General features: G+C 58.0%; 18 protein-coding genes. 5 read left to right on the forward strand and 13 right to left on the reverse strand.

What is annotated here, in order from left to right; translation table 11 throughout:
* Positions 1-9 precede the first annotated feature (9 nt).
* The 3 genes from RTS12_RS04330 to RTS12_RS04340 form a co-directional block, all read right to left on the reverse strand.
* Positions 10-2,541, reverse strand: coding sequence for a branched-chain amino acid ABC transporter ATP-binding protein/permease (locus RTS12_RS04330; RefSeq protein ID WP_312525857.1), 2,532 nt, complete (start codon positions 2,539-2,541; stop codon positions 10-12).
* Between the two features lie 4 nt (positions 2,542-2,545).
* Positions 2,546-3,424, reverse strand: a complete 879-nt coding sequence (locus RTS12_RS04335) for a branched-chain amino acid ABC transporter permease (RefSeq protein ID WP_312525858.1) — start codon at positions 3,422-3,424, stop codon at positions 2,546-2,548.
* 66 nt (positions 3,425-3,490) lie between these two features.
* On the reverse strand, positions 3,491-4,744 hold the full coding sequence (locus RTS12_RS04340) for an ABC transporter substrate-binding protein (RefSeq protein ID WP_312525859.1): 1,254 nt from the start codon (positions 4,742-4,744) through the stop codon (positions 3,491-3,493).
* Between the two features lie 184 nt (positions 4,745-4,928).
* Between RTS12_RS04340 and RTS12_RS04345 the strand changes: the two genes are divergently transcribed.
* From RTS12_RS04345 to RTS12_RS04355, 3 genes are all read left to right on the forward strand, one after another.
* A complete protein-coding gene (locus RTS12_RS04345) occupies positions 4,929-5,618 on the forward strand; it encodes a GntR family transcriptional regulator (RefSeq protein ID WP_312525861.1) in 690 nt (229 codons plus the stop codon).
* Positions 5,619-5,636: 18 nt separating this feature from the next.
* The gene (locus RTS12_RS04350; protein WP_312525862.1) at positions 5,637-6,404 is read left to right on the forward strand and encodes an SDR family oxidoreductase; all 768 of its coding nucleotides are present in this window, start codon (positions 5,637-5,639) and stop codon (positions 6,402-6,404) included.
* A gap of 152 nt (positions 6,405-6,556) precedes the next feature.
* The gene (locus RTS12_RS04355; protein WP_312525863.1) at positions 6,557-7,804 is read left to right on the forward strand and encodes an MFS transporter; all 1,248 of its coding nucleotides are present in this window, start codon (positions 6,557-6,559) and stop codon (positions 7,802-7,804) included.
* A 19-nt stretch (positions 7,805-7,823) separates the two neighbouring features.
* On the opposite strand, the gene RTS12_RS04360 is transcribed toward RTS12_RS04355, so the two are convergent.
* From RTS12_RS04360 to RTS12_RS04405, 10 genes are all read right to left on the reverse strand, one after another.
* Positions 7,824-8,822, reverse strand: coding sequence for a hypothetical protein (locus RTS12_RS04360; RefSeq protein ID WP_312525865.1), 999 nt, complete (start codon positions 8,820-8,822; stop codon positions 7,824-7,826).
* On the reverse strand, positions 8,819-9,838 hold the full coding sequence (locus RTS12_RS04365; protein WP_312525866.1) for a DUF2169 domain-containing protein: 1,020 nt from the start codon (positions 9,836-9,838) through the stop codon (positions 8,819-8,821). Before RTS12_RS04365 ends, RTS12_RS04360 begins: the two co-directional genes overlap by 4 nt.
* A 2-nt stretch (positions 9,839-9,840) precedes the next feature.
* Entirely contained in the window at positions 9,841-10,407 is a 567-nt protein-coding gene (locus RTS12_RS04370) for a hypothetical protein (RefSeq protein ID WP_312525867.1), read from the reverse strand.
* 3 nt (positions 10,408-10,410) lie between these two features.
* Positions 10,411-11,403: a type VI immunity family protein gene (locus RTS12_RS04375; RefSeq protein WP_312525869.1), complete on the reverse strand. Its 993-nt coding sequence runs from the start codon at positions 11,401-11,403 to the stop codon at positions 10,411-10,413.
* A 20-nt stretch (positions 11,404-11,423) separates the two neighbouring features.
* Complete coding sequence (locus RTS12_RS04380; RefSeq protein WP_312525871.1) at positions 11,424-12,500, reverse strand: DUF4150 domain-containing protein; 1,077 nt, start codon at positions 12,498-12,500, stop codon at positions 11,424-11,426.
* Positions 12,500-12,631, reverse strand: a complete 132-nt coding sequence (locus tag RTS12_RS04385) for a hypothetical protein (protein WP_312525873.1) — start codon at positions 12,629-12,631, stop codon at positions 12,500-12,502. Before RTS12_RS04385 ends, RTS12_RS04380 begins: the two co-directional genes overlap by 1 nt.
* A 183-nt stretch (positions 12,632-12,814) precedes the next feature.
* A complete protein-coding gene (locus tag RTS12_RS04390) occupies positions 12,815-13,771 on the reverse strand; it encodes a hypothetical protein (protein WP_312525875.1) in 957 nt (318 codons plus the stop codon).
* Positions 13,746-14,186, reverse strand: a complete 441-nt coding sequence (locus RTS12_RS04395; protein WP_312525877.1) for a hypothetical protein — start codon at positions 14,184-14,186, stop codon at positions 13,746-13,748. Before RTS12_RS04395 ends, RTS12_RS04390 begins: the two co-directional genes overlap by 26 nt.
* A 3-nt stretch (positions 14,187-14,189) precedes the next feature.
* On the reverse strand, positions 14,190-16,310 hold the full coding sequence (locus RTS12_RS04400; protein WP_312525879.1) for a type VI secretion system tip protein TssI/VgrG: 2,121 nt from the start codon (positions 16,308-16,310) through the stop codon (positions 14,190-14,192).
* A 252-nt stretch (positions 16,311-16,562) separates the two neighbouring features.
* On the reverse strand, positions 16,563-17,729 hold the full coding sequence (locus tag RTS12_RS04405) for an acyltransferase (protein WP_312525881.1): 1,167 nt from the start codon (positions 17,727-17,729) through the stop codon (positions 16,563-16,565).
* A 1,297-nt stretch (positions 17,730-19,026) separates the two neighbouring features.
* Between RTS12_RS04405 and RTS12_RS04410 the strand changes: the two genes are divergently transcribed.
* Positions 19,027-19,641 carry a TetR family transcriptional regulator gene (locus RTS12_RS04410; RefSeq protein WP_312525883.1) on the forward strand — a complete coding sequence of 205 codons (615 nt, stop codon included), beginning with the start codon at positions 19,027-19,029 and terminating at the stop codon, positions 19,639-19,641.
* 149 nt (positions 19,642-19,790) lie between these two features.
* Positions 19,791-20,945 carry an efflux RND transporter periplasmic adaptor subunit gene (locus RTS12_RS04415; RefSeq protein WP_312525885.1) on the forward strand — a complete coding sequence of 385 codons (1,155 nt, stop codon included), beginning with the start codon at positions 19,791-19,793 and terminating at the stop codon, positions 20,943-20,945.
* Positions 20,946-20,948 lie beyond the last annotated feature (3 nt).

Raw genomic sequence — 20,948 nt, forward strand, 5'->3', positions numbered from 1 at the left:
TTCATTTCCTCAAAGCCAAAGAACTTGGCGGCGCAAGTCCAGATCAGTTGCTAATGCGGCCGAAGGCCCGTCGTGAAAGACGCGGCCCCGCTCCAGCGCGACGGTGCGATCTGACAAGGCCAGCGCCAGATCCAGATTGTGATCGACGATGACGATGGAAAGAACCTCGCGCAAACGGTTGAAGCTGTGGAAAAGTTGTTCAACCACGGCTGGGGCCAGGCCTTCGAATGGTTCGTCAAGCAACAAGATCTTGGTGTCGCCCGACAGGGCACGTGCCACCGCGGCCATCTGCTGCTCGCCGCCCGACAGGCGGTCTGCTTCGGTCTCCATCCGCTCGCCAAGGCGTGGGAAGAAGTCCAGGATCTGCTCATCGCTCCAGTGCTGACCCGCACCCGTCCGTCGCTTAAGGCGGCCCAGCTCGAGGTTTTCGCGCACGGTCATGCCCGCAAACAACCCACGCCCCTGCGGCACATAGCCGATCCCCGAACGCGCGATCGTTGCCGCATCAAGTCCCGCCAACTCGTGGCCTTCCAGCTTGATCGAGCCGCTGGAAACCGGTGCAATGCCGATCAAGGACCTCAAAAGCGTGGATTTTCCCGCGCCATTGCGCCCCAGCAAAGCCAGAATTTCACCCTTGCGGATCTCTAGGCTCACATCATGCAGGATATGGCTTTTGCCATAATGGACATTGACCTTATCAAAGGTGCAGATCGGGGCGCCGACAGTGCCATGATGTGCGGTTGCGGCGACTGCGGCTGTGCCAGATCCAATATAGATTTCGCGCACCTTGTCAGAGTTGCGGGCATCCTGCACCGATCCATCCAGCAAGACCTTGCCTTCGTTCATGACGGTGACATGATCTGCCAGATTGAACACGCGGTCGATGTCATGCTCGACCAAGAGCACAGGCACATCGGCCGAAACCTGTTTGATCAAATTGCCAACCCGCTCGCGTTCAGCGACCGAAAGCCCGGCCAAGGGCTCATCCGCCAGCAGGATGCGGGGATGATTGGCCAATGCCAGCCCCAGATCCAGCAGACGCTGACCGCCATAGGACAGTGAGTTGGCCTTGGCCCCCTCCATTCCGGCAAGTCCGACCCACAGGATGATTTCGCGGGCTTTCTCGTTGATCCGCGCAATCGACTCGGCATTGGTCCAAGGGTTCATCCGTGCCCGGTCGCCAGCCTGAATGGCAAGGCGCATATTCTCACCGACCGAGAGTTCAGGAAACAGGCTGGTGATCTGAAAGGATCGGCCCATGCCCATTTCGGCAATCTGATCAGCGCGCAATCCCGCAACCGGACGCCCCATCAGCGTCACCGAACCCTCAGAGGGGGGAAACATCCCTGAAAGAAGGTTGAAGGCAGTGGTCTTACCCGCACCATTTGGGCCGATCAGCGCATGAAGCGTGCGGTCCTTGACGTTGATGGTCACGCCATCCACCGCCTTGAAGCCACCAAACCGCTTGATCAGACCTTTGGCAGACAGCACATCGCCAAAGGCATCGCCTTGGGCGCGCAGCATCTGAGGCAACGGGCGTTCCTCGGTGCGCCGCTCGGCCATGGCCGCGCCCAAATCGGGGCCGGGAAAATATTTGGCCGCGATCTGGCGCGCAATGCCGATCAGACCCTCACGGGCGAACAGCACGAAGCCCATGAAAACCAGCCCGAACCACAGCAGCCAATTTTCGGTGTAAATCGACAGATATTCGCGAAACAGGATATAGAAGACCGCACCAAGCGCCGGCCCCATAAAGCCGCGCATTCCGCCAATCACCGTCATCGCCAGCAATTCGCCCGAAAAGATGATCGACATCGGCTCGGCCGAGGTCATGCGGTTCTTGTACATCAGCAGCGCGCCTGCCAGTCCCGTGATCGTGGCCGAGGTGACAAAGGCCGCCAGCTTATAGCGCGCCACCGGAAAGCCCAGAGCGATGGCGCGGGTCTCGTTCTCGCGGATGGCCTCAAGCACGCGGCCCAAGGGCGAGCGGACAAAACGCCACAGCCCCGCCACCACGATCAAAGAGATCGCCGCCACGACCCAATAAAAGGTCATGTTATCATTAAGATCCAGGCCGAATATCACCGGCCGCTCGATGCCGCCAAGGCCGTTCTCGCCGCCCGTCAATGCGGTCCAGCGAAAGGCGATAGTAAAACCAAGCGCCGATAATGCCAGCGTCATCAGCGAGAAATAGACGCCCCTGCGCCGCAGCATCAGCCAGCCAAAAGCCGATGCGACAAGGCCGGTGCTGACGATCGCTGCCAACAGCGGCAAGGCAAAGGCATGGCCGGGCAGGGCAAGCGCGGTCAAGGCGGCCGCATAGGCGCCAAAGCCGAACCAGGCGCCATGACCGAATGAAACCAGGCCCGTATATCCTGCCAGGACATTCAGCCCCATACAGGCAAGGGCAAAGATCACCACCTCGACCGCCGAGCTAGAGGTCAGCCCCAAACCACCAAGTGCGAAGGGCAAGATCAGCGCGGCCACAGCCGCAATCAAGACGGGATGGACCTTGGGAATTGCAGAAGAAACTTGTGCCATAAGATCACTCGAACCGCAAAATGCGCTCGCCCATCAGCCCACGCGGGCGGAGCAGAAGAACGACGAACATGAGAAGATAGATCGCGGCAAGCGACCACGAGGGCAGGCCGATCGCGACCATGAAGCCCTTGACGAGGCCGACCAGCATCGCCGCCAGCACCACGCCCCAGAACGAACCCAGACCGCCAATGACCACGACCACAAAGGCCGCCGTCAGGACTTCGGCGCCCATGACGGGGTGAACAGGGTTGATCGGGGCCATCAAGACGCCCGCAAGCCCGGCAAGGCCAATCGCGATCCCTGCGACGGCGGACAGATAGGGACGCAGAGAAATCCCAAGCGAGGACAAAATATCGGGGTTCTGAATGCCCGCGCGGACAATGCGGCCAAAGGAGGTTCGGTTAAGCAAAAACCAAAGCCCTGCCACTGCTGCGATTGCGACGCAGATCAAGAAGATCCGATAGCGCGAATAGACAAAATCGCCCATAAAGACCTGACCGCGCAGGGCATCGGGCATGCTATAGGCCAAGGGTGCCGAGCCGAACATCCAGCGCAGCCCCTGTTCGATCACCATCGCCAGACCAAAAGTCAAAAGCAGCGAATACAGCGGATCGACACGGTAAAAGCGGGTAAACAGCAGCCGCTCGACGATCATGCCCATGCAGGCCACGATCAGCGGCACGGCCAGAACCGCGCCGAAAAATCCGATATAGGGTGTCAGCACGATCGCCAGATAGGCGCCGATGGCGAAAAACGCGCCATGAGCAAGGTTGACGATGCCGCCAAGCGAGAAAATCAGCGACAGGCCGATCGCAATCAACAGGTAATAAAACCCGTCCAGCAGCCCGTTCAAGAGCTGCGACAGAAACAGAAAGAGGTTCATTGCCGAACGTCCTCTTAGGGCAGGGATGAAGGGCGCGGTATGGCCGCGCCCCGCGAGGAGCGGCGTTTAGCTTGCGAAAGAACAGGTTCCGCCAACAGCGTCAGCGATCAGGGTTTCCAAAGGCGCATCGGCCCCAGGCAAAGGCCCGCTGGTGGTGAAAATATCCCACTCGTTCTTCACCTGATCGGCAGGCAGCGCGGTGATCGCATAGATTTCCTGCAGCAATTGGTGTGTCTCGGGGTGGAAGTAACCCTCGCGGGTTTTCATCATGTCGAATTTGGTTTCGGGCTTTTCGAAATATTCGATGATTTCGGCCGCATCCGTCCCTTGGGTGTCGCGGATGGCCTGCGCCATGATCATCACGGCCATATAGTCGCTATAGGCTTGGTTTTCCGGTGGTTTTCCGTATTTTGCCACAAATCGCTTTACAAAATCCTGCGATTTTTCCGTTTCCACCAGATGGTGCCAAACCGATGGCCAGGTGCCATGGAAATTCTCGGCTCCGGCAGCCCAGGCCGAGATGGTGTCAAAGCCAAAGCCACCAATCGGGAACTCCAGTCCGAATTCACCATATTGCTTGAAGAAGCTGGTGATCTGGGTGCCTGCCAGGTTAAGCGCAACCAGATCAGGCTTGGCCTGGCGGATATTCAGCAAAAGCGATGAGAAATCCGTTGCATCGGTGGGCACCAGATCACTGCCGATCAGATTGCCGTTGTTGCGCGCCAAAAAGCCCTTGGCGGCGTTCAGAAGATCATGGCCAAAGGCATAATCGGCGGTCAGAACATACCAGTTCTTACCGTCCACCAGCCCCTCTTTCAGGAAATGGCTGCCCTCGGCGTTCACATACATCACGTTTTGCGATTCGACGTGGAACATGTGCCGCTTGCAATCTGAGCCGCGCAGCGTATCCGAGTTCGAGCCGGTGTTAATAAAGATGCGCTTTCCACGCTCGGCCACCTGCGAAATCGTCAGGGCCGATGCCGAGGAAATCTCGCCGATTATGCCCACGACCTTGTCGCGTTCGATCATCCGCTCGGCCTTTGTCGAGGCGGTCTGAGGGTTCACCGAATCCTCTTTGATGAACTGGACCTGACGCCCGTTGATCCCGCCAGCGGCGTTGATCTCTTCAGTCGCCATATCAACGGCCATGATCGCATATTCGCCCATCGGGCCCAAAAAGCCCGTGCGCGGTGTCAAATGGCCCAGAATGATCGGGCCTTCTTGGGCGCGCAAAATCGCGGGTGCGGCCAGGCTGCCCAGGGCAGCTACGCCGCCCACTTTCAGGAAGCCACGTCGATCGAAATAAGAACGGCTTGTCATCGGACCTTCATCCTCCTCATTCGGGTCTGGTGAGTTCGCAATGTCTCCCCTCATTGCGATCTGAGATCACAGTTGTTTTTGAATCCGATCATGTCAATGATTTTATGGTCAAAGCACTTGATAACTGTGATCACACTAGACAAGGTAAGATAAAACAAGCGCCGAGCCCGGCAGAGACCCCGAGATGAAATTCGACGAAACCCGCGCGATCCGCCCTGAACGTCAGCCCTCGCTGACGAATCAGGTCTATGAAATTATGGCCGAAATGCTGCTGTCGGGCCGCCTGATGCCCGATGAACGCATGTCGATGCGCGATCTGGCCGAACAGTTGGGCGTATCTGTCATGCCCGTTCGCGAGGCCGTCAGCCGGTTGGTTGCCGGTGGCGCGCTGGAGGTTCGACCCAACCGCGCGATTGCCGTCCCCCTTTTGACCCGCGCGGGCTTTCGCGACCTGACCGATACGCGGATTTACAATGAAATTCGTGCCACAAAACTCGCCGCCCAACGCATGAGCGTGGCCGGTCTGGACCAGCTGCGCGCGCTCGAGCGTGCCTTTCATGATGCCTTGACCAGCCCAGATAGCCGTGACGCCGTCCGGGCCAACAAGGCACTGCATTTCCACATCTATGATGCTGCGGGCTCGCCCATGCTGCGCGAGTTGATTGAAATCATGTGGTTGAAAGCTGGGCCGATCATCAATCTGGATCTGGGCCATGCCTCTCGGCGCAGCCGAAATGCGGCCTCGGTTCATCATCATGCCTTGCTGGTCGATGCGATTGCCCGCCGCGATGGCGAGGCTGCGGGCGCCGCGATGGATGCCGATATTGCCTCGGCCGCCGATTTCATCTTGTCGCGCGACGTTTTGCGCGACTAAGCCGCCAAAGGAGGGCGCATGGATCTTCAACTGACTGGCCATCGGGTCATCGTCACCGCAGGTGCAAACGGTATCGGACGCGCCATTGTCGAGGCCTTTTTGGCCGAAGGTGCGCAGGTCGCGACCTGCGACATCGACCAAGACGGTCTGAACAGCCTGCCCAATTCTGTGTTTCAACGCCGCGTCGATGTCGGCGATCCCTCGCAACTGCGTGACTTCATCGATCTCGCGGCCGAGTGGCTGGGCGGCCTTGATTGTCTGGTTAATAACGCCGGCATCGCGGGGCCGACCGCACGGGTCGAAGATGTTGATCTGGCCGCTTGGGATCAGACATTGGCGATCTGCCTGACCAGCCAATTCGTGACCTGTAATCGTGCCGCGCCCTTATTGCGGGCCAGCAAGAATGCCTCGATCATCAACCTGTCCTCGGTCGCGGGTCGGGTCGGCTTCAAGATGCGCACCCCCTATGCTGCGGCCAAATGGGGTGTGATCGGGCTGACCAAATCGCTGTCGATCGAGCTGGGCCCAGATGATATTCGCGTCAATGCCATTCTGCCGGGATTGGTCGCGGGCGACCGTCAGCGCCGCGTGCTAGAGGCCAAGGCGCAAGCACAGGGGCGCGCCGTCGCCGATATCGAGGCCGAGGCCTTTTCCTTTACCTCGATCCGCCACTACGTCACCCCTCAGCAAATCGCGGATCAAATCCTGTATCTGGCCAGCCCGCGGGGCGCGACCATATCGGGGCAGGCGATTTCGGTATGCGGCGACACGCGGATGCTGGCCTGACATCCTGGCCGAAAATGCGCGCTGCCCTTGATCGCCCATCTCCGGCATGGGGCAGCGCCTTTGGACAAGGCTTTCACAGATTTCGAACCCGCGTCATCTTGACGAGATAGCCCCAAGGGCGCAGAGCGGGGCGAACAGCCTAGGAAGCCTGTATGACGCTCCAAGACCATGCCGAGCCTGAACAAAGCGGCACTTTCGACGTTTTGCAAAACCGCAATTATCGCCATTTTCTGGCCTCGCGGACCTGCTCATCGCTGGCATCACAATCACTGACCGTCGCCATGGGTTGGATGATTTACGAAATGACCGGATCTGCCTGGATGCTGGGCTGGGTTGGTTTTTTCCAGTTTCTGCCGATGTTGACCCTGACATTCGTGGTGGGCACGATCATCGATCGCCACGACCGGCGCCGCATCGGGTTGATTTGCCAATGGTTGCAAGCGCTGACCGTGATCGTTTTGGGCCTGTTCGTCTGGCAGGGGCGGCTGACTCCGGCGGGTATTTTGGCAGCCGTGTCGGTCGTAGGAGCCGCCCAGGCCTTTGAGCGTCCGACCATGGCCTCGCTGGTTCCCGGCATCGTCGGGCCAAGGATGCTACAACGCGCCATCGCCACCTCGACCTCGTTTATGCAGACCGCGCTGATTGTGGGCCCGGCGCTGGGGGGCGTGCTTTATGGATTTGGCCATATCGTGCCATTCTTCGTCTCGGGGCTGCTGTTTCTGGCTGCGGGATATAGTGTCGGGACCATTCAGGTTCTGAATGTGGCGCAAACCGCGCGTCCGCCCGTGACGCTTGAAACGGTCTTTGCCGGCGTGGCGTTCATTCGTCGCACGCCCGCTGTACTTGGCATGATTTCATTGGATCTTTTCGCGGTCTTGCTGGGTGGGGCCACGGCGCTATTGCCGATCTTCGCCTCGGATATCCTCGAGGCTGGCCCCTTTGGCCTTGGGCTTTTGCGCGCTTCCCCCGCAATTGGCGCGCTAACCATGTCGGTCTATCTAAGCCGGAACCCAATTGTCGCAGGCGCAGGCAAAAAGATGTTCGCGGCGGTGGCAGTCTTTGGTCTTGCCACGATCGTCTTCTCGCTGTCCGCCAATGTCTGGCTGTCGATACTGGCGCTTTTTGTCGTGGGCGCCGCGGATAATATCAGCGTGGTCGTACGCTCGTCTTTGGTGCAGCTGATGACCCCGGATGAGATGCGCGGTCGGGTCAATGCGGTGAATTCGCTGTTCATAGGCACGTCAAACCAATTGGGCGAATTCGAAAGCGGTATGCTGGCAGGCTTTCTTGGCCCGGTGGCTGCGGGCGTCATTGGCGGGGTCGGAACGCTTGCCGTTGTCGTGATCTGGATGAGCGCATTTCCGGTGCTGCGCCGCATTGAACGGTTAGACGGCAGGTAATGGCAGTGCTGGGCCGGACCTAGATCGGCTCGACCAGCGCCGCACGTTTGATACCGCCGCGCTCGCTGCTAAGCACCAGGCTTGTCCCGGGTTGCTGGCTGGCCAGCACCACCGCCAGCAACGACGAGGCCGCCCCGATTTCGCCAACCGCTTGCATCGGCGAGACCAATGGCCAATCGCTGGCCGCAGGCATCAGCGCCGACAGCGCAACCCCCAGCTCTTCGGCCCTCCAGCGTTCCGCCCCCGCATCGCTATAAATCCGGGCAATATCACAGCCTGACATCAGCGTTTTTTGCGCCGCCTGTGCCAGCCCACGCCCCATCACCCCGCGCGAAGGATCGGCAAGGCGCACCTCTTCGATGGCATGGCCATGATTGCGCACCAAAATGGTCGGAGTGCCGGGATCGGGCAGGGAAAGCTTTAAACACACCGCGCCCTCTGAGGGGATCGGGCTCCAGGGGTTGTTGCGGTCACGCAAGATACCCATTGCCGCAAGTGCGTCCAGCATCACCGGCGCGCACCAGCAATCTGCGGCCGCCAGATAGACCGGACGTTTGGGGTCTTGTTTCAGCCATTGGCGCGCCTGCGAAAAGGCCCCAAGCCCGGCGGCATGTTCGCCAAAGACATAGCGGATTTCAGCAAGTCCCGCAAAATTCAGGCGCGCAGCCATCTGATCAAAACTTGCGCGCATTCCGGGGAAATGCCCAACCGTGAGCGGCAAGACGACGATCATTCGCGCCCGATCACCTGCGAGATGGGCCTTGTCCGCCTCAGCGGCCCGACACTCGGCCCAAGCCCGCTGCAAAAGCAGGGCCACGCGCGATGGATAGTCCGAATAATCCTCAAGCCCGGGCGCCCAACACATGATCTGGCGCTGCCCGTCACGTCCGACCCAGCGCGGATGGCGCTCATATAAGGGACGCCCAGCAGCGATCGTGGCCAGTTGGGCCGCGCTATCGCCCAAAGCGGCCGTCGCCAGCCCAAAGCCCAGCACGGCAGTGGCATCACTGTCTGTCATCGCTGAACGCCCGAGATTTGCTGCAATGAGACGCGGCTGCGCTTGATCAGATGATCGCGTCCATCGCAGCGCAGTGCCGAAAGCCAGACCAGATTCAGCAACCCCGTGCCCAGATCAAAATTGACGCGGCCAAGGTGGAAATCCTGCCTTTGAACTCCGCCATCAAACACGGTCTCGGCGCGCAGCACCAATTGGGGCAGGCGAAACATCAGCGCAGGCCCAGGCTGAAAGCCCTGCAGCGTCACCGTCTCGCCGCCTTTGAGATGGGTCGCGGGCAGCTGATCCAGCGGCGCGGCACAGGCAAAACGGCGATCATGGTCCAGCGGCATCAGGGGCGCGCGGGCCTGCTGCCAGCCTGCATCAAAGGTGCCGGCACGGATGATACGACCCTGCCACCAACGCGGCATCGGGCAATAATTCGCGGCTGTGGCCTGCTTGGGATCGCGCAGACAATCGCTGCCTGCGGCCTCGATGCGCGGCAGGTCGATAGGCGTGCCCTCGGGCTGCTGGCTGCGCAGGGCAAGGCCTTTGCCAACCGGGTTTTCCGGCGGGGTCTGGTCACCCTCGGGCTGGGTGCCGCCAAAGCTTTCGCGCCAATCCAACGGGCAGGGGATCTGGTCTGCCACATCTGCCAGATGCCAGCGACCACGCCGAAACTGGGCCTGACGCGGGGGGAACAGGAGCAGATCCTTGCGGATCTTATTATCCACGGAAAATTGCAGCAATACCGGTTGCGGCGCGGCTGACTGAGGCGAAATCACCCCGGTCAAGGTGACATCGGTGACCGGGGAAAATGGGATGAAATCTTCCTCGGCGATCAGGGTTTGAGACAGATCTTCGCCCGCATAGCGCGGGACCATTTCGACCGGCGACTGATCTGGCGCCCGGAAAACCTGTCCGGCCTCATTCACCTGAAAGCTGGCGCGCAAGGCGATGCACCAAACCTCATGTCCGTTTTCATCGCGCAGAAAAGTGCCGGCGGTCTGGAACGGTGTGCGATTTTCGATCTGCCACATCGTCAGCGTGCCATCAGCTGATCAAGATCATCATGCAGCGGATGCGGCAATGATGACGCAATCGCCTGACGTTGAGGGTCCAGCGCGATCTTTGCAATTTCACCCCAGCGCGGACTGACATGCTGAGCGGCAACCAAATTGGCCTGTCCAGCGTCCATTTGCAGCCCTGCCAAGGCGCGGTCGTGGCCATAGATCATGTCCTGCACCACGCAAAACCCTGGACCCGAGGCAAATCCACCAAATCGGCGCAAATAGGAAAAGGTGATCAGCACCGAGCGGATCTCTTCGCTGAAAAGCAGCTGTCCCAGTTCAAGCTGTTCGCGCGCCCGATCATATCGGAACAGCCAATCCGCTGGCCGTTCTGCGGTCTGGCGCAAATTGGTCAGAAAATCCCCCAAGGTTTGCCCGGTAAGCCGCGACAGCGCCTCGACATCCTCGGGGGTGAGGTCCCAGCCCAGTTGATCCCAGTCGTGCCAATCCATCCCCCGCGGGCTGCGCTGCTCAAGAGCAAGGCGCAACTCGGGCAGGCGGATCGGACAGGTAAGATAAAGCGAGGCTGGTTCAGACATCGCTTATCGACGCCCGTCAAAACGACGGACCCAGTTCAAGGTCTCGGTGTAACGATCAAACGAGGCCGGGGTCTTGATCAGATCACTGGGGCGCTGCGGGTAGGCGCCAAAGCGGATCGGTCGCAGCGCCGCATTCACGGTGCGATAGGTCTCGGGGATATTATCCATATTGATATCGCCCATCTGGGGATATTGCCCGGCACGGATGACCAAGCCGCCATCATAGTCATGCAAGAAAAAATCAGGCGGTAGCGTGGCGCGCGGGGTTTCTTCCTGGACCTCGGCCCAGGCTTGGGCCAGCTTATCGCTAAGCGCTTCACGCCCGCCGATTGCGGCAAGTGCGCCTTGCCCCAGAACGGTCAGCCAGCTTACCGATTGGATCTTGTCCGGCTTGCGCGTCAGATTGAACGCTCCCAGAATATCAAGCCCCGGGAAACGCGCATGCAACGGCCAACTTTCGGTTGGGTTTTGAGCCTCTAGCCCCGCTTCCGAGATCAGGGCGAAACCGGCGGTGCCGTAGTCAGGGCGTAAAATGCTGGCCCATTCGACCACCGCCGCAACATAGCGGTCTGGATCGCGTTTCATAAAGGACGCGGGAACCGCCGTATAGAAATAGCTTTGTAAATCAGGCGCGTAATCACCAACCATCTGCGATACGGCCTGCCATTGCGGTGGCACTTGCCCGTCATTTATGCGCAGACCGAAAACATCGCCAGCCCGCGCGCTTGCAGCATCCTCGAGCTGTTTTTGCGGAAATCCCGCGCCAGCCAATGGCTTTAGCCTGCTGGCCCCCGAGGGTAAAATCCGGGTGACATTCTCGCCCGCCAACTGTGCAAAAGCGGCCAAAGCCTCGACCCCGCGCACTCGGGTTTCAGGCATCGCACCATCGGACAGAAAAAACTGGGCCTGAACACCGATCCGCATCAGCGGATGCCCGGTGTTGCTGCTACCGATCCTGACCTCGTCCAGCTTTTCGTAATCAGTCTTTTGATCCATATCCCTGCTCGCCTTTCTGGTCAGGCGGTCGCGCCTACAGCCAAGCCACCGCCCAACAATATTCCGCCACCAACGGCCACGCCGCAAGGTTCGGCAATAATGCAGACCACAATCCCGACTGCGACCGCGCCACCGATAATCCAGCCCCAAGGTGTACTGTGCTCGGGTTCAGGTGCAGGCTCGGGGACCGGTTTTGGTGCCGGGGCGGGAACCGGCACCGGTGACGGCCCCGGCACGGGTTGGGGCAGGCCCGGAGGGGGGGGATCCCAGCAAAATGCGCATTTGACCGCAATATCGATCACATCATAATCCACATCCAGATCGCGGGCTGCTGCACTGTATTTGCCGCCCGGCACCTGGTTGGCATTCGGCGTATCGCCGGGGAATTTAAGTTCAACAATTCTGGTCGGATTGCCTTTGCCATCCGTGGTCACGATGTCCGGTCGGATCCCCCCACTTGGCGTGATGGGATTGCTGGTGGGTGCATCGCCCGCCTTATTCGTAATGACGCCCCATTTGCCGTCTTGTTGGCTCATCGAGACCTCTTGCCAATAGGGGCTGTCGGCCTTGGGGTAATCGCCGTCGTAATACTTATCTTTTAGCTTCTGGGCCACACAGGCCTGAAATAGGGATGCGTTTTTACATTCGCAGGCGATTTCGCAAAGCTCGGCTAGCCAATCCTCCATGTCCAGGGGCGGCTGTTGCTCACCCCCGACCGAGACCGTATTGCCGCGGTTCATCATCATCTTGTCGCTCAGCCGGCAAACCGGCTCGCCTTCGATAAAGACATCTGCCGACCATGACAGCCATGTCGCGCGGTGCTGGTTCACCTGAGAGGTGATGCCGCCGCCTTTGCCAGGCTCGTCCCCGAATGAACGATAGAATTCTGAAGGCTTAATGGCGCAGCTATTGCCGCCATCGGCAACCACGGTCTGCGACCCTTTACGCAAATCGCGTGAATAGGCGATATTGGGATAGGGAACCGGATAGCCGCCTTTGGTCGGCGTCAGGCAAATATCGGGAAGGGTCGCACGTACCCATCCGCCCGAGCCCTCATGGCACATCGAAAGTCCATTCACATTGACCGTAACTGCCATCAGTTCAGCTCGATCGCAGCGCCGTCCATGGTAATGACCCCATCGGCGGCCACGGTAACGCTTTTACCCTCGCAGCGGATGGTGCCATCATCGCGCAGCAGCAGGCGGGCACCCTTTGTCTCTAAAACCAATGCCGCCTAAGCCGCATCATAGCGGACCACCCCAAGCAAACGACGCAATGCGGCGATCTCGGCGCGTGAAAGCGGCGTCACAACCTCTTCGGCATCGCGGGTCGCATCAAGATCAAGATTTATCATATTGGCAAACCTTATTGCGAGGGGGATGAAAAAACATAAAGCGGGCAGGGCGCCCCTTTATTTCGGGGCAAATTCGTCGATATAGGATTGAGGAAGATCGCCTACCCAGCCACCAACCTCGCCAGCCCAATCATTATCCATGAAATGCTCAAGCGACTTATTTAGCTGTGGAAACAACCCCTGCCAAAACGGATAGGACTTATCGGGATAATCCTTGAGATAATCCTTGTAATCCCAATACAAATACCCGGTATATGGCGGCAAATAATGCAGGAATTCATTGGTGGTAAAGCGATTACGCTCTCCATCCTTGCGAAACGGACAACGGCTGTAGAAATTATTGTACCAATCGCGCACTTCCCAACGACAGGCATATTTTCCCACCGTACTACCAGGCAAGGAAAATCCCGCATCAGCGCCACCCATCTCGGTGGGCTGCAGATTATCTTCATCCGCGCGCGGCAATTGAAAGGTCAAGGTTTCCCATTGCACGATGATCACTGAGCTGGCCACGACCTCGACCGAGGTGGGCGCGTTTCGCAAATCCGCCAAGGAAAACGGTGTGCGTGTCGTTCTGGTAATGTATTGCTTCTGCTCGCTTAAATTAAAGCATCTCTCCCAGACGCTGGCATTGGCATATCGGTCGAGGAAGGGTTGCGCGATCTTTTTCTCAAGCTGCGTTGCATTCAGTGCCTGATCCAAATCCTGGCGGGTCTCTTCGGAATAGGTGTCACGGACCTCTTTCATGGTGCGCGGAATGCTGATTCCCTTTGGCCCGATTGGCAAAGCAAGGCCCTGACCTTTCAATATGCAATGGGCCGTTACCAGATTATCCATTCCATGCATCAGAAAATGAAATTCACAATCATCCAGTGAGGCAGAGCCGCCAAGATATTGAATATGCCAGGTATTGGAGGGACAATCATCCCTTCCAATCCATTCATGGACCTTTTTGAGGTCCTTGCCATAGGGAAATGAATTCAAGCCTTTACCCCCATCTTGGCGCGCAGACATGTCCGCCCGCGTCATCACTTAGATAAAGCGGGTAAAATGTCTTGCTTTCGACAGCGCCAATAATTTTGCATTGCTTTTCTTGCGCGCAGGCTTTCAACACCTTCTTTGCATCATCAAGCGAGCAAAGCGCGTCGCTGCATGTCACCGAATGCAAAGCACCAGTCGCGTCAGATGCCAAAAGTCCCAATTTGTCCGCATCATGCATTTCGACCTCGAAAAGATCGGCTTCCTTTAACGGATGCACACCGGTCAGACGTGGCGGCGAAATTTGAACACCATAGGCAATGGCGCTGCTGCGCGCGACGGTGGCTTCGGCGTCGCTTTCGCAGGCCAGTCCCAATGCGGTGACTTCGGGCTTGCATGCCGCAACCAACAGCAGCGCGCTGGCGGCGATGAACAAAGAGGGGCTGCGCATCGGTTAGTTATCCTCGATCCGGTTGGCTTTGCTACGCACGACACCGGTGGCCAGTTTGCTGATGCTGGTCCCATCAAGGACGATGGCGCCGCTGGCGTGCAGCACGATCCGAGCCTGACCACAGCCCAGGGTCAAGGTCTGTCCCGCCGAAAGCGACATGACTTGCGCCGTATCCATACTGACGCCCGTCGCGCCGGACATGCTAAGTTTCGAGGTGGTTTGCAGATCGATATCTTGTTGGGTGTTCAGATCGAACCCGTGGTTCGCGCGCAGCTCGACACCTTTCTTGGCATCGACGACAAAGCCGCCCTCGGTTTCGATGTGAAACGAGCCCTGATCGCCGTGCCCCTGACCGGCACGCATATCGCGTTTGAAGCCGGGGAAAACCGTCAACTCTCCGGATTGCGGTGCATGATCGAAATAGCGGCCAGCATTCATCAGCCGCTGACTGCGCTGCTGATTGCCAACCGAGATCGAGAGATTGCCCAGAATGGTTTCTTCTGAGGCCCCCGCAATATGGTGGCGGCGGCTGCCGTTGGTGGCGCGAACTTCGTCACCAAAGATCTTATCCATCCGGTTGCCGCGCACGATCGAGGCACTATCGTTATTGGTCAGAAAATTCAGGTCGCGCTGGCCGTGCAGATAGATTTCCTCGGCGCCGCGCTTGTCCTCGAAGCGAAGCTCATTGAAACCTTTGCCGTCATGCGTATCCGTGCGAAAGGTCGAGCGGGTCTTATTGGCCGGCAGATCATAGGGCGGTTTGTTTTTACCGTTATAGACGCAGCCCGTCACTAATGGCTTGTCGGGGTCGCCCTCAAGAAACTCGACCACAACTTCCATGCCGATGCGGGGAATGACCATCCCCCCCCAGCCTGCGCCCGCCCAGTTCTGGCTGACGCGGCAGCGCATGGAATAGGCGTCATGCAAATCCCAGTGAAAACGTACCAGAATGCGGCCATGCTCGTCACAGTCGATCTCGCCCTCGCCAACGACCATCGCCGTTTGGGGGCCTTGCACAACTGGCGCAGCGGTGCGCCGGGGCGGGGCCAAAGGCGCCGAAGATGGCATCAATGTCCAAGCCCCGCTAAACGCATAGCCATCCTGCGTGGGCGCACCCGATCCATAAGCTTCAGAGACAAAATTATAGCTTGCAGTCAGGCACAGATATGTCTCGCCCGTCCCAGGCACCGGATCGCCATCCAGCTTGACGCGCATTCCGGCACCCAGACTGACACAGTCGCCCGCAGCGCGCTGGCGCCGATCACCGCCGCGTTCTTGATCGATACGCAGCGCCGCAACCCCTTTGCCCTGACCGCGATCTAGATAGTCGCCCGGATAGTCAAAGCTTTCGATGCGGCCTTGCGTATAGGCAGCATCGCCCGCGCGGTCCGCCTCCATCGCGGCCATCGGCGTTTTAAAGTTGAAATCAGTCAGGCGAACCGCCCCCGTGGTCAGGTTCCTCTCGGGCGTCCAGCTCCAGAAATGTTCGCCATCTGGCTGATGGTGGCCGTCATAGCCCTTATATTCACGCGCACCCAGGTTAGGCAGCGCCTCGACATCATCGGTCAGCACCAGCGTATGATTGCCGTCATCATGGCGAAAATAATAGCTGATGCCGTGACGCTCCATCTGGCGCCGGGCAAAGTCCAAATCGCTTTCACGATATTGAACGGTATATTCCAGCGTCGGATAATCCTTACTCAGCTCGACTTCGAGCGCAGGCTTACCCAGATCACGATAATCCGCCCAAAGCTCCTGAAGGATTTCGACGACCGTTTTATTGTGAAAAATCCGTTGGTTGCGCCGCAGTCCTGTCAGCCAAAACCAAGGCCTCAGCACCAGATCATAGCGGCTGCCATTCTCGGTTGTGCCCGACCAGCGCACCTGTGTGACGATGCCGTCAAAGTGGCGCTCGCCCTTATGCCCCTCGATGGTCACGGTGGCATGCGTGCCGACCAGCGCGTCAAAATCCAGATCATTTTGTAAAGACAGGGCCTCGACCTGCCATTCGAACAATGAGTTCAGATGCTCTTCGCCATTGAACCGCAGCAGGACTACAGCCTCTGGGCCGAAGTTGGTCGTCAAGCGACCAACGCGGTCAGTTTGCAAAAAAGGAGCGTTCAACGCAGATCCCCTCCCGAGCGTGCCAATGAAGCATATAAGAGTTTGCTAGCGGCATCGGCGCGACGGGATCAAGTCGAAACAGACAAAACGAACAAACTTAAAGCCCACCGCCCATTCATAAATTGCGCGGCTTTCTTAGGTTTCTTGCAAGAGTTGTCAGATGCCGCGCGACAAGCGAAAATGTGGGGTCCAGATCGCCTTTGCTTTGGCGCGAATGCGTGTCACAGCCCAAAGCACTCTTACAGATTCGCGCTATTCTACCGTCGTTGGTCCTGAGGTTTGGGCATGATCGAGATCCCCCTTCAGCGCATCAAGCATGATCAGATGCACCGAAGCGACGGCCGAGATCTGGTCCATTTTGCGCATGGGTGCCGAATTGATCGGTCCCAAGACGAACGCGCCCATGATAACGCCAACGATGAGCAGCGAATAGGCAACCGTCATGGCCCCCTTGCCGCGAAGGGCCGTGTACCAAGCATCACGGTAGCGCATGACATTGCGGTCAATCAGCCAATAGATCCCTGCTGCGGAAATAACCGCAAAGCCATAGCCCACGCCCATTGCCCCCAATTTTCCGATCGCGGGAACCTTGGACAGCAGAGCATTTCCCGCGAAAATTCCAATCCAATGGTTCAGATACATCGGGAAGGATAGCCCTCCCAATGTCATCCCAAGGGCGCCGCGCGGACCGGGCCGTACCAACAACAGCACAATCGCAACCGAGATCAGCGGCAGAAGATAGCTATAGCTTTGCGGCCAAATCCAACTGGCGGCGACCATGACCAGAAGCGCCGTGAAAAGGCCGACCTGGGCGGCTTTACCGCTGTAGAAGTGTGGCCATCTCTGGTTCAGGATCACGGCCAGAACACCACCAGAAATCGCACCGAAAAGACTGCCAGACAGGATCGCAATTGCCGTCAATGCGGTCCAGGCCACGACTGATTTGCGCACAGGCGTAAAGAAAATCAGAATGGGCGCAACAAGATAGAACTGCTCTTCTACGGCGATTGACCAGAAATGTGCACCCGTTCCCTGCATTGGCATGGCAGACAGCACCTCGGGCACTTTCTTGATAAACCAGTTATGCGTCAGCGTCACATCACTAAGTAAACTGCGGAAATAATAGGGGGCAACGCCTTCTTTTAGCAGCGCGAAACTATAGAGTAAGAAAACTGCAAAAAAATAAGGAATCCAAATCCTTGTGGCGCGATTAAAGAAAAACCGTGGCAGATCAGAGGCCTGCATATTGATAAGGATTCCGCCGATCAACCAGCCACTTAGTGCAAAGAACACCTGAACCGCGAAATATCCCGGCAACATGCCACCGACGATCTGGGCATGTTCCATAAAGACCAGTGAAGCCAGAACAAAGCGCAACCAATCGAATAGCGGATATGACGGCCGAATAGCCTGCGCCAACTCATTACTCCTCGACACACCAAATTAGCACAATCGAGCATAAAGGATGAAAGGTCTGGCGTGTTAAAGGGCGGGCGCTTTCGGCGGGCGCATCTGGGGCGAATATGTAACACGCAAAGCGCTTGGGTGAATCGCCTTAAGCGTGCATTTGAATTTTTTATAGTGGCCAATGCCTAGAGGATCACAGGCGCCATTTGATGCATTTAGGGCATCCTTTTAGTCGCCACCAACTGGCATTCAGCTAAAGGATACCCATGCAAATCTTTAATTATGCTACTTATTTTATTTCGCGGCGCTCTTATCGGCGATCCGCAACCTATCGAGGATGCGTCCAGGCATCGCCTTTGTCAGCTTAAGGTCAATGTGAATGAAAAATCAGCCAAGTCAGCTAATCTGCTGTCGAAATGGATAGGCTCATAGTTTTCCATATTACATAACGCGAATTACTGCTCAATTTTACAGCCATGGCTGGGTCTAACTCGACACGCGACAAGCCATAGTTTTCAGGCTGTTGTAAGCTGATATGCCCCCCGCGCAGCACCGCATTCCACCACACACCGATGCCGGATTATGGCCGGGCTGCTGCAGCGCACGATCAGCAAGGTACCAATTGCGATCGAGTTCACTTGGTATCGCGCGACCATCCATCACATGATCCGAGGATTCAAAGACGCCAAACGAAGGTGTGAACGCCCAGAATCTGTCTGCAGCACAATCTGCTTTGCCACGATGGCTTGCGTCTGAAGGTGATCAAGCGGCTATGCTGCCCTAATCGGCAAGGCCGAGACGCAGCTTCAGTTCGGCTGCCCCTTTGCGTCCAGAAGCATAGGGTCGCGAGCGGCATATTCACGAGAATCGTGAAAGCCTCCTTAATCCCCGGTTTTATCGTCACAGGCTTGGCTTCAGTGTTGTTTGCAACGTCCTCGATCCTATCCAGTAAAGCTGATCCGATCTGCTTTCCGACCGAGCATTCTGGCCGAAATGCCCTAGCCTTCCGCCAAGCCACCATCCCCAAACCCAAGAAGGCGCATGGTGGTCAGGTGGATTTCTGCTCATTTGCAGCAGACAACGTTTGCTTTTGCGGCCTTGCTTTGAATGGGCAAGCAAAGCCGTCACTGATTTTTCAATTTCTTATTAGATTCAATAAGTTAAGCACAAATCCATAACATCTAGACGCTCTCTTTCATGACCATTCGCTCCGGCCAAGACAGCTCAGGTTCCGACAAAATCCACCTTTACATACATACATGATTGTTTAATGGTGCGCTTCGATATGTGACTGAAAGTGAATCGCGACGTGAGACGGACCAAGGAAGACGCCGAGGAAACGCGGAATGCGATCCTTGATGCAGCCGAAATCATTTTCGCTGAAAAGGGCATCTCGGGCCCCTCTCTCGAAAGCATTTCACGCGCCGCAGGTGCGACGCGCGGTGCGTTGTATTGGCATTTCAAGAATAAAACGGATCTTCTGAACGCGTTACGCACGCGCCGCAAGTTACCGCAGGAAGAGCTGCTGATTTTGGCGGGCGCGCAGGGCCACGAAGACCCGTTGAGCTTTCTCGAGGCGACCGCGCACGAGATACTGGCGATCTTCGAGGCAGATGAAAGTCAGCAAAGGATGTTCCGCATTTCCCTGCATGCCGCTGCCGATGAAACGGTCGCGGACTGGACAACCAAGATGAACAATGAAGTCTTCGAGAACCTTCAGCGTGTGACCGCCCTTGCTGAAAAAGACGGCAGCCTGAACCCCAACTTCACACCGCGCGAGGCCGCCATCATGATGATGGTGACGATGAACGGTATCGTCAGCGAATGGCAACGCTCCTCTCATGCGTTCCAGCTGACCACACTCGGTTGGAAGCTGATCTCGGCGCAGATGTCGTTGATCCGAAAATCTCCTGAACAAAAGTAAACGAAACGGTCTAGCTCCCCCATCAACAGGACGGATGACACCGCAATAATGCTGCTGTGATGGCGGCATTACTCGGCCCCGTTTTCCTTTCCATTGCCGCCCTCCCCCTTGCGGCGAACCCATTTACGCCCCCATCAGAAAGGCTCGTTATGAAACGACCCAGACTGCTTGCCTCCCCCAGCCTTTTGGCCGGCGCCTTTCTTGCCTTTGCGGCCACCCTGCCCGCATCGGCGCAAGACGCGCCGCCGCCTTCGGTCAATACGATGATCGTTCATGAAGCGCCCTTTACCCTTACCGCGCGCCTTCCGGGCCGGATCAAGGCCTCGACCGTCGCCGAAGTCCGTCCACAGGTCTCGGGGATCATCAGCGATCGTCTGTTCGAAGAAGGCCGTGCCGTCGAAAAGGGTCAGCCGCTTTACAAGATCGAGGATGACACCTACGCGGCAGCCGTCGCAGCAGCCGAGGCAGCCGTCGCCGAGGCTGAGGCCAATTACGAGCTGGCCGTACGCGAGGCTGAACGCGCCGAAGAGCTTTACGCCACCCGTGCCGGTTCAGCGCAAAAGCGCGACAGCGCCGTTGCGACCCGCAGCGCTGCCAATGCCGGCCTGCAAATGGCCAAAGCGCAGCTGCAAAGCGCCAAGATCGATCTGGACCGCACCACAATTACGGCGCCGATCTCCGGTATCATCGGCCTGTCGCAAGCCACGCCCGGCTCTCTTGTCGGGGCGCAGCAAACTGCCGCTTTGACGACGATCCGCGCGATTGACACCATCTATGTCGATGTGACGCAATCGGCCAACGACCTGCTTGACCGCGCAGCGGAACTCAAAGAGCAGCGGGGCGCCCTTTCGGGTCAGGCGACGATGCTTTTGCCCAATGGTGCGACCTATCCCCATACCGGAGAGCTGCGCGCCGCCGAACCGCAGGTCGAACCCACGACGGGCATGGTGACGCTGCGCATCTCGTTCTCGAACCCTGACAAATTGCTTTTGCCGGGCCTTTATGTCGAGGTCGAGCTGCCGCAGGCCACCGCCGACAAGGCGATCCTTGTGCCGATGAATGCGGTGATGCGCGACCAAAGCGGTGCGGCCAGCGCATGGGTGCTTGAAGATGGCAAGGTTGCGGTGCGCAATCTGACCATCCTGTCTTCCTCGGGCAACCAATGGGTGACGACCGCGGGCCTGGTCGACGGCGACGAGTTGATCACCTCTGGCTTCCAAAAAGCGGGCCCAGGCGCACCTGTGACGGCTGCCCCCGTAGCGGCGCCTGATACTGCGCCCGCCCAAAGTACAGAGGCGCAATAAGCC

The sequence above is a fragment of the Paracoccus sp. (in: a-proteobacteria) genome, assembly GCF_032007265.1.
Lineage (GTDB): Bacteria > Pseudomonadota > Alphaproteobacteria > Rhodobacterales > Rhodobacteraceae > Paracoccus.

Excerpts from the sequence above, each read along its gene's own strand:
- RTS12_RS04330 (WP_312525857.1), bottom strand. The coding sequence starts at position 2,541 with ATGGCACAAGTTTCTTCTGCAATTCCCAAGGTCCATCCCGTCTTGATT.
- RTS12_RS04335 (WP_312525858.1), bottom strand. The coding sequence starts at position 3,424 with ATGAACCTCTTTCTGTTTCTGTCGCAGCTCTTGAACGGGCTGCTGGAC.
- RTS12_RS04340 (WP_312525859.1), bottom strand. The coding sequence starts at position 4,744 with ATGACAAGCCGTTCTTATTTCGATCGACGTGGCTTCCTGAAAGTGGGC.
- RTS12_RS04345 (WP_312525861.1), top strand. The coding sequence starts at position 4,929 with ATGAAATTCGACGAAACCCGCGCGATCCGCCCTGAACGTCAGCCCTCG.
- RTS12_RS04350 (WP_312525862.1), top strand. The coding sequence starts at position 5,637 with ATGGATCTTCAACTGACTGGCCATCGGGTCATCGTCACCGCAGGTGCA.
- RTS12_RS04355 (WP_312525863.1), top strand. The coding sequence starts at position 6,557 with ATGACGCTCCAAGACCATGCCGAGCCTGAACAAAGCGGCACTTTCGAC.
- RTS12_RS04360 (WP_312525865.1), bottom strand. The coding sequence starts at position 8,822 with ATGACAGACAGTGATGCCACTGCCGTGCTGGGCTTTGGGCTGGCGACG.
- RTS12_RS04365 (WP_312525866.1), bottom strand. The coding sequence starts at position 9,838 with ATGTGGCAGATCGAAAATCGCACACCGTTCCAGACCGCCGGCACTTTT.
- RTS12_RS04370 (WP_312525867.1), bottom strand. The coding sequence starts at position 10,407 with ATGTCTGAACCAGCCTCGCTTTATCTTACCTGTCCGATCCGCCTGCCC.
- RTS12_RS04375 (WP_312525869.1), bottom strand. The coding sequence starts at position 11,403 with ATGGATCAAAAGACTGATTACGAAAAGCTGGACGAGGTCAGGATCGGT.
- RTS12_RS04380 (WP_312525871.1), bottom strand. The coding sequence starts at position 12,500 with ATGGCAGTTACGGTCAATGTGAATGGACTTTCGATGTGCCATGAGGGC.
- RTS12_RS04390 (WP_312525875.1), bottom strand. The coding sequence starts at position 13,771 with ATGTCTGCGCGCCAAGATGGGGGTAAAGGCTTGAATTCATTTCCCTAT.
- RTS12_RS04395 (WP_312525877.1), bottom strand. The coding sequence starts at position 14,186 with ATGCGCAGCCCCTCTTTGTTCATCGCCGCCAGCGCGCTGCTGTTGGTT.
- RTS12_RS04415 (WP_312525885.1), top strand. The coding sequence starts at position 19,791 with ATGAAACGACCCAGACTGCTTGCCTCCCCCAGCCTTTTGGCCGGCGCC.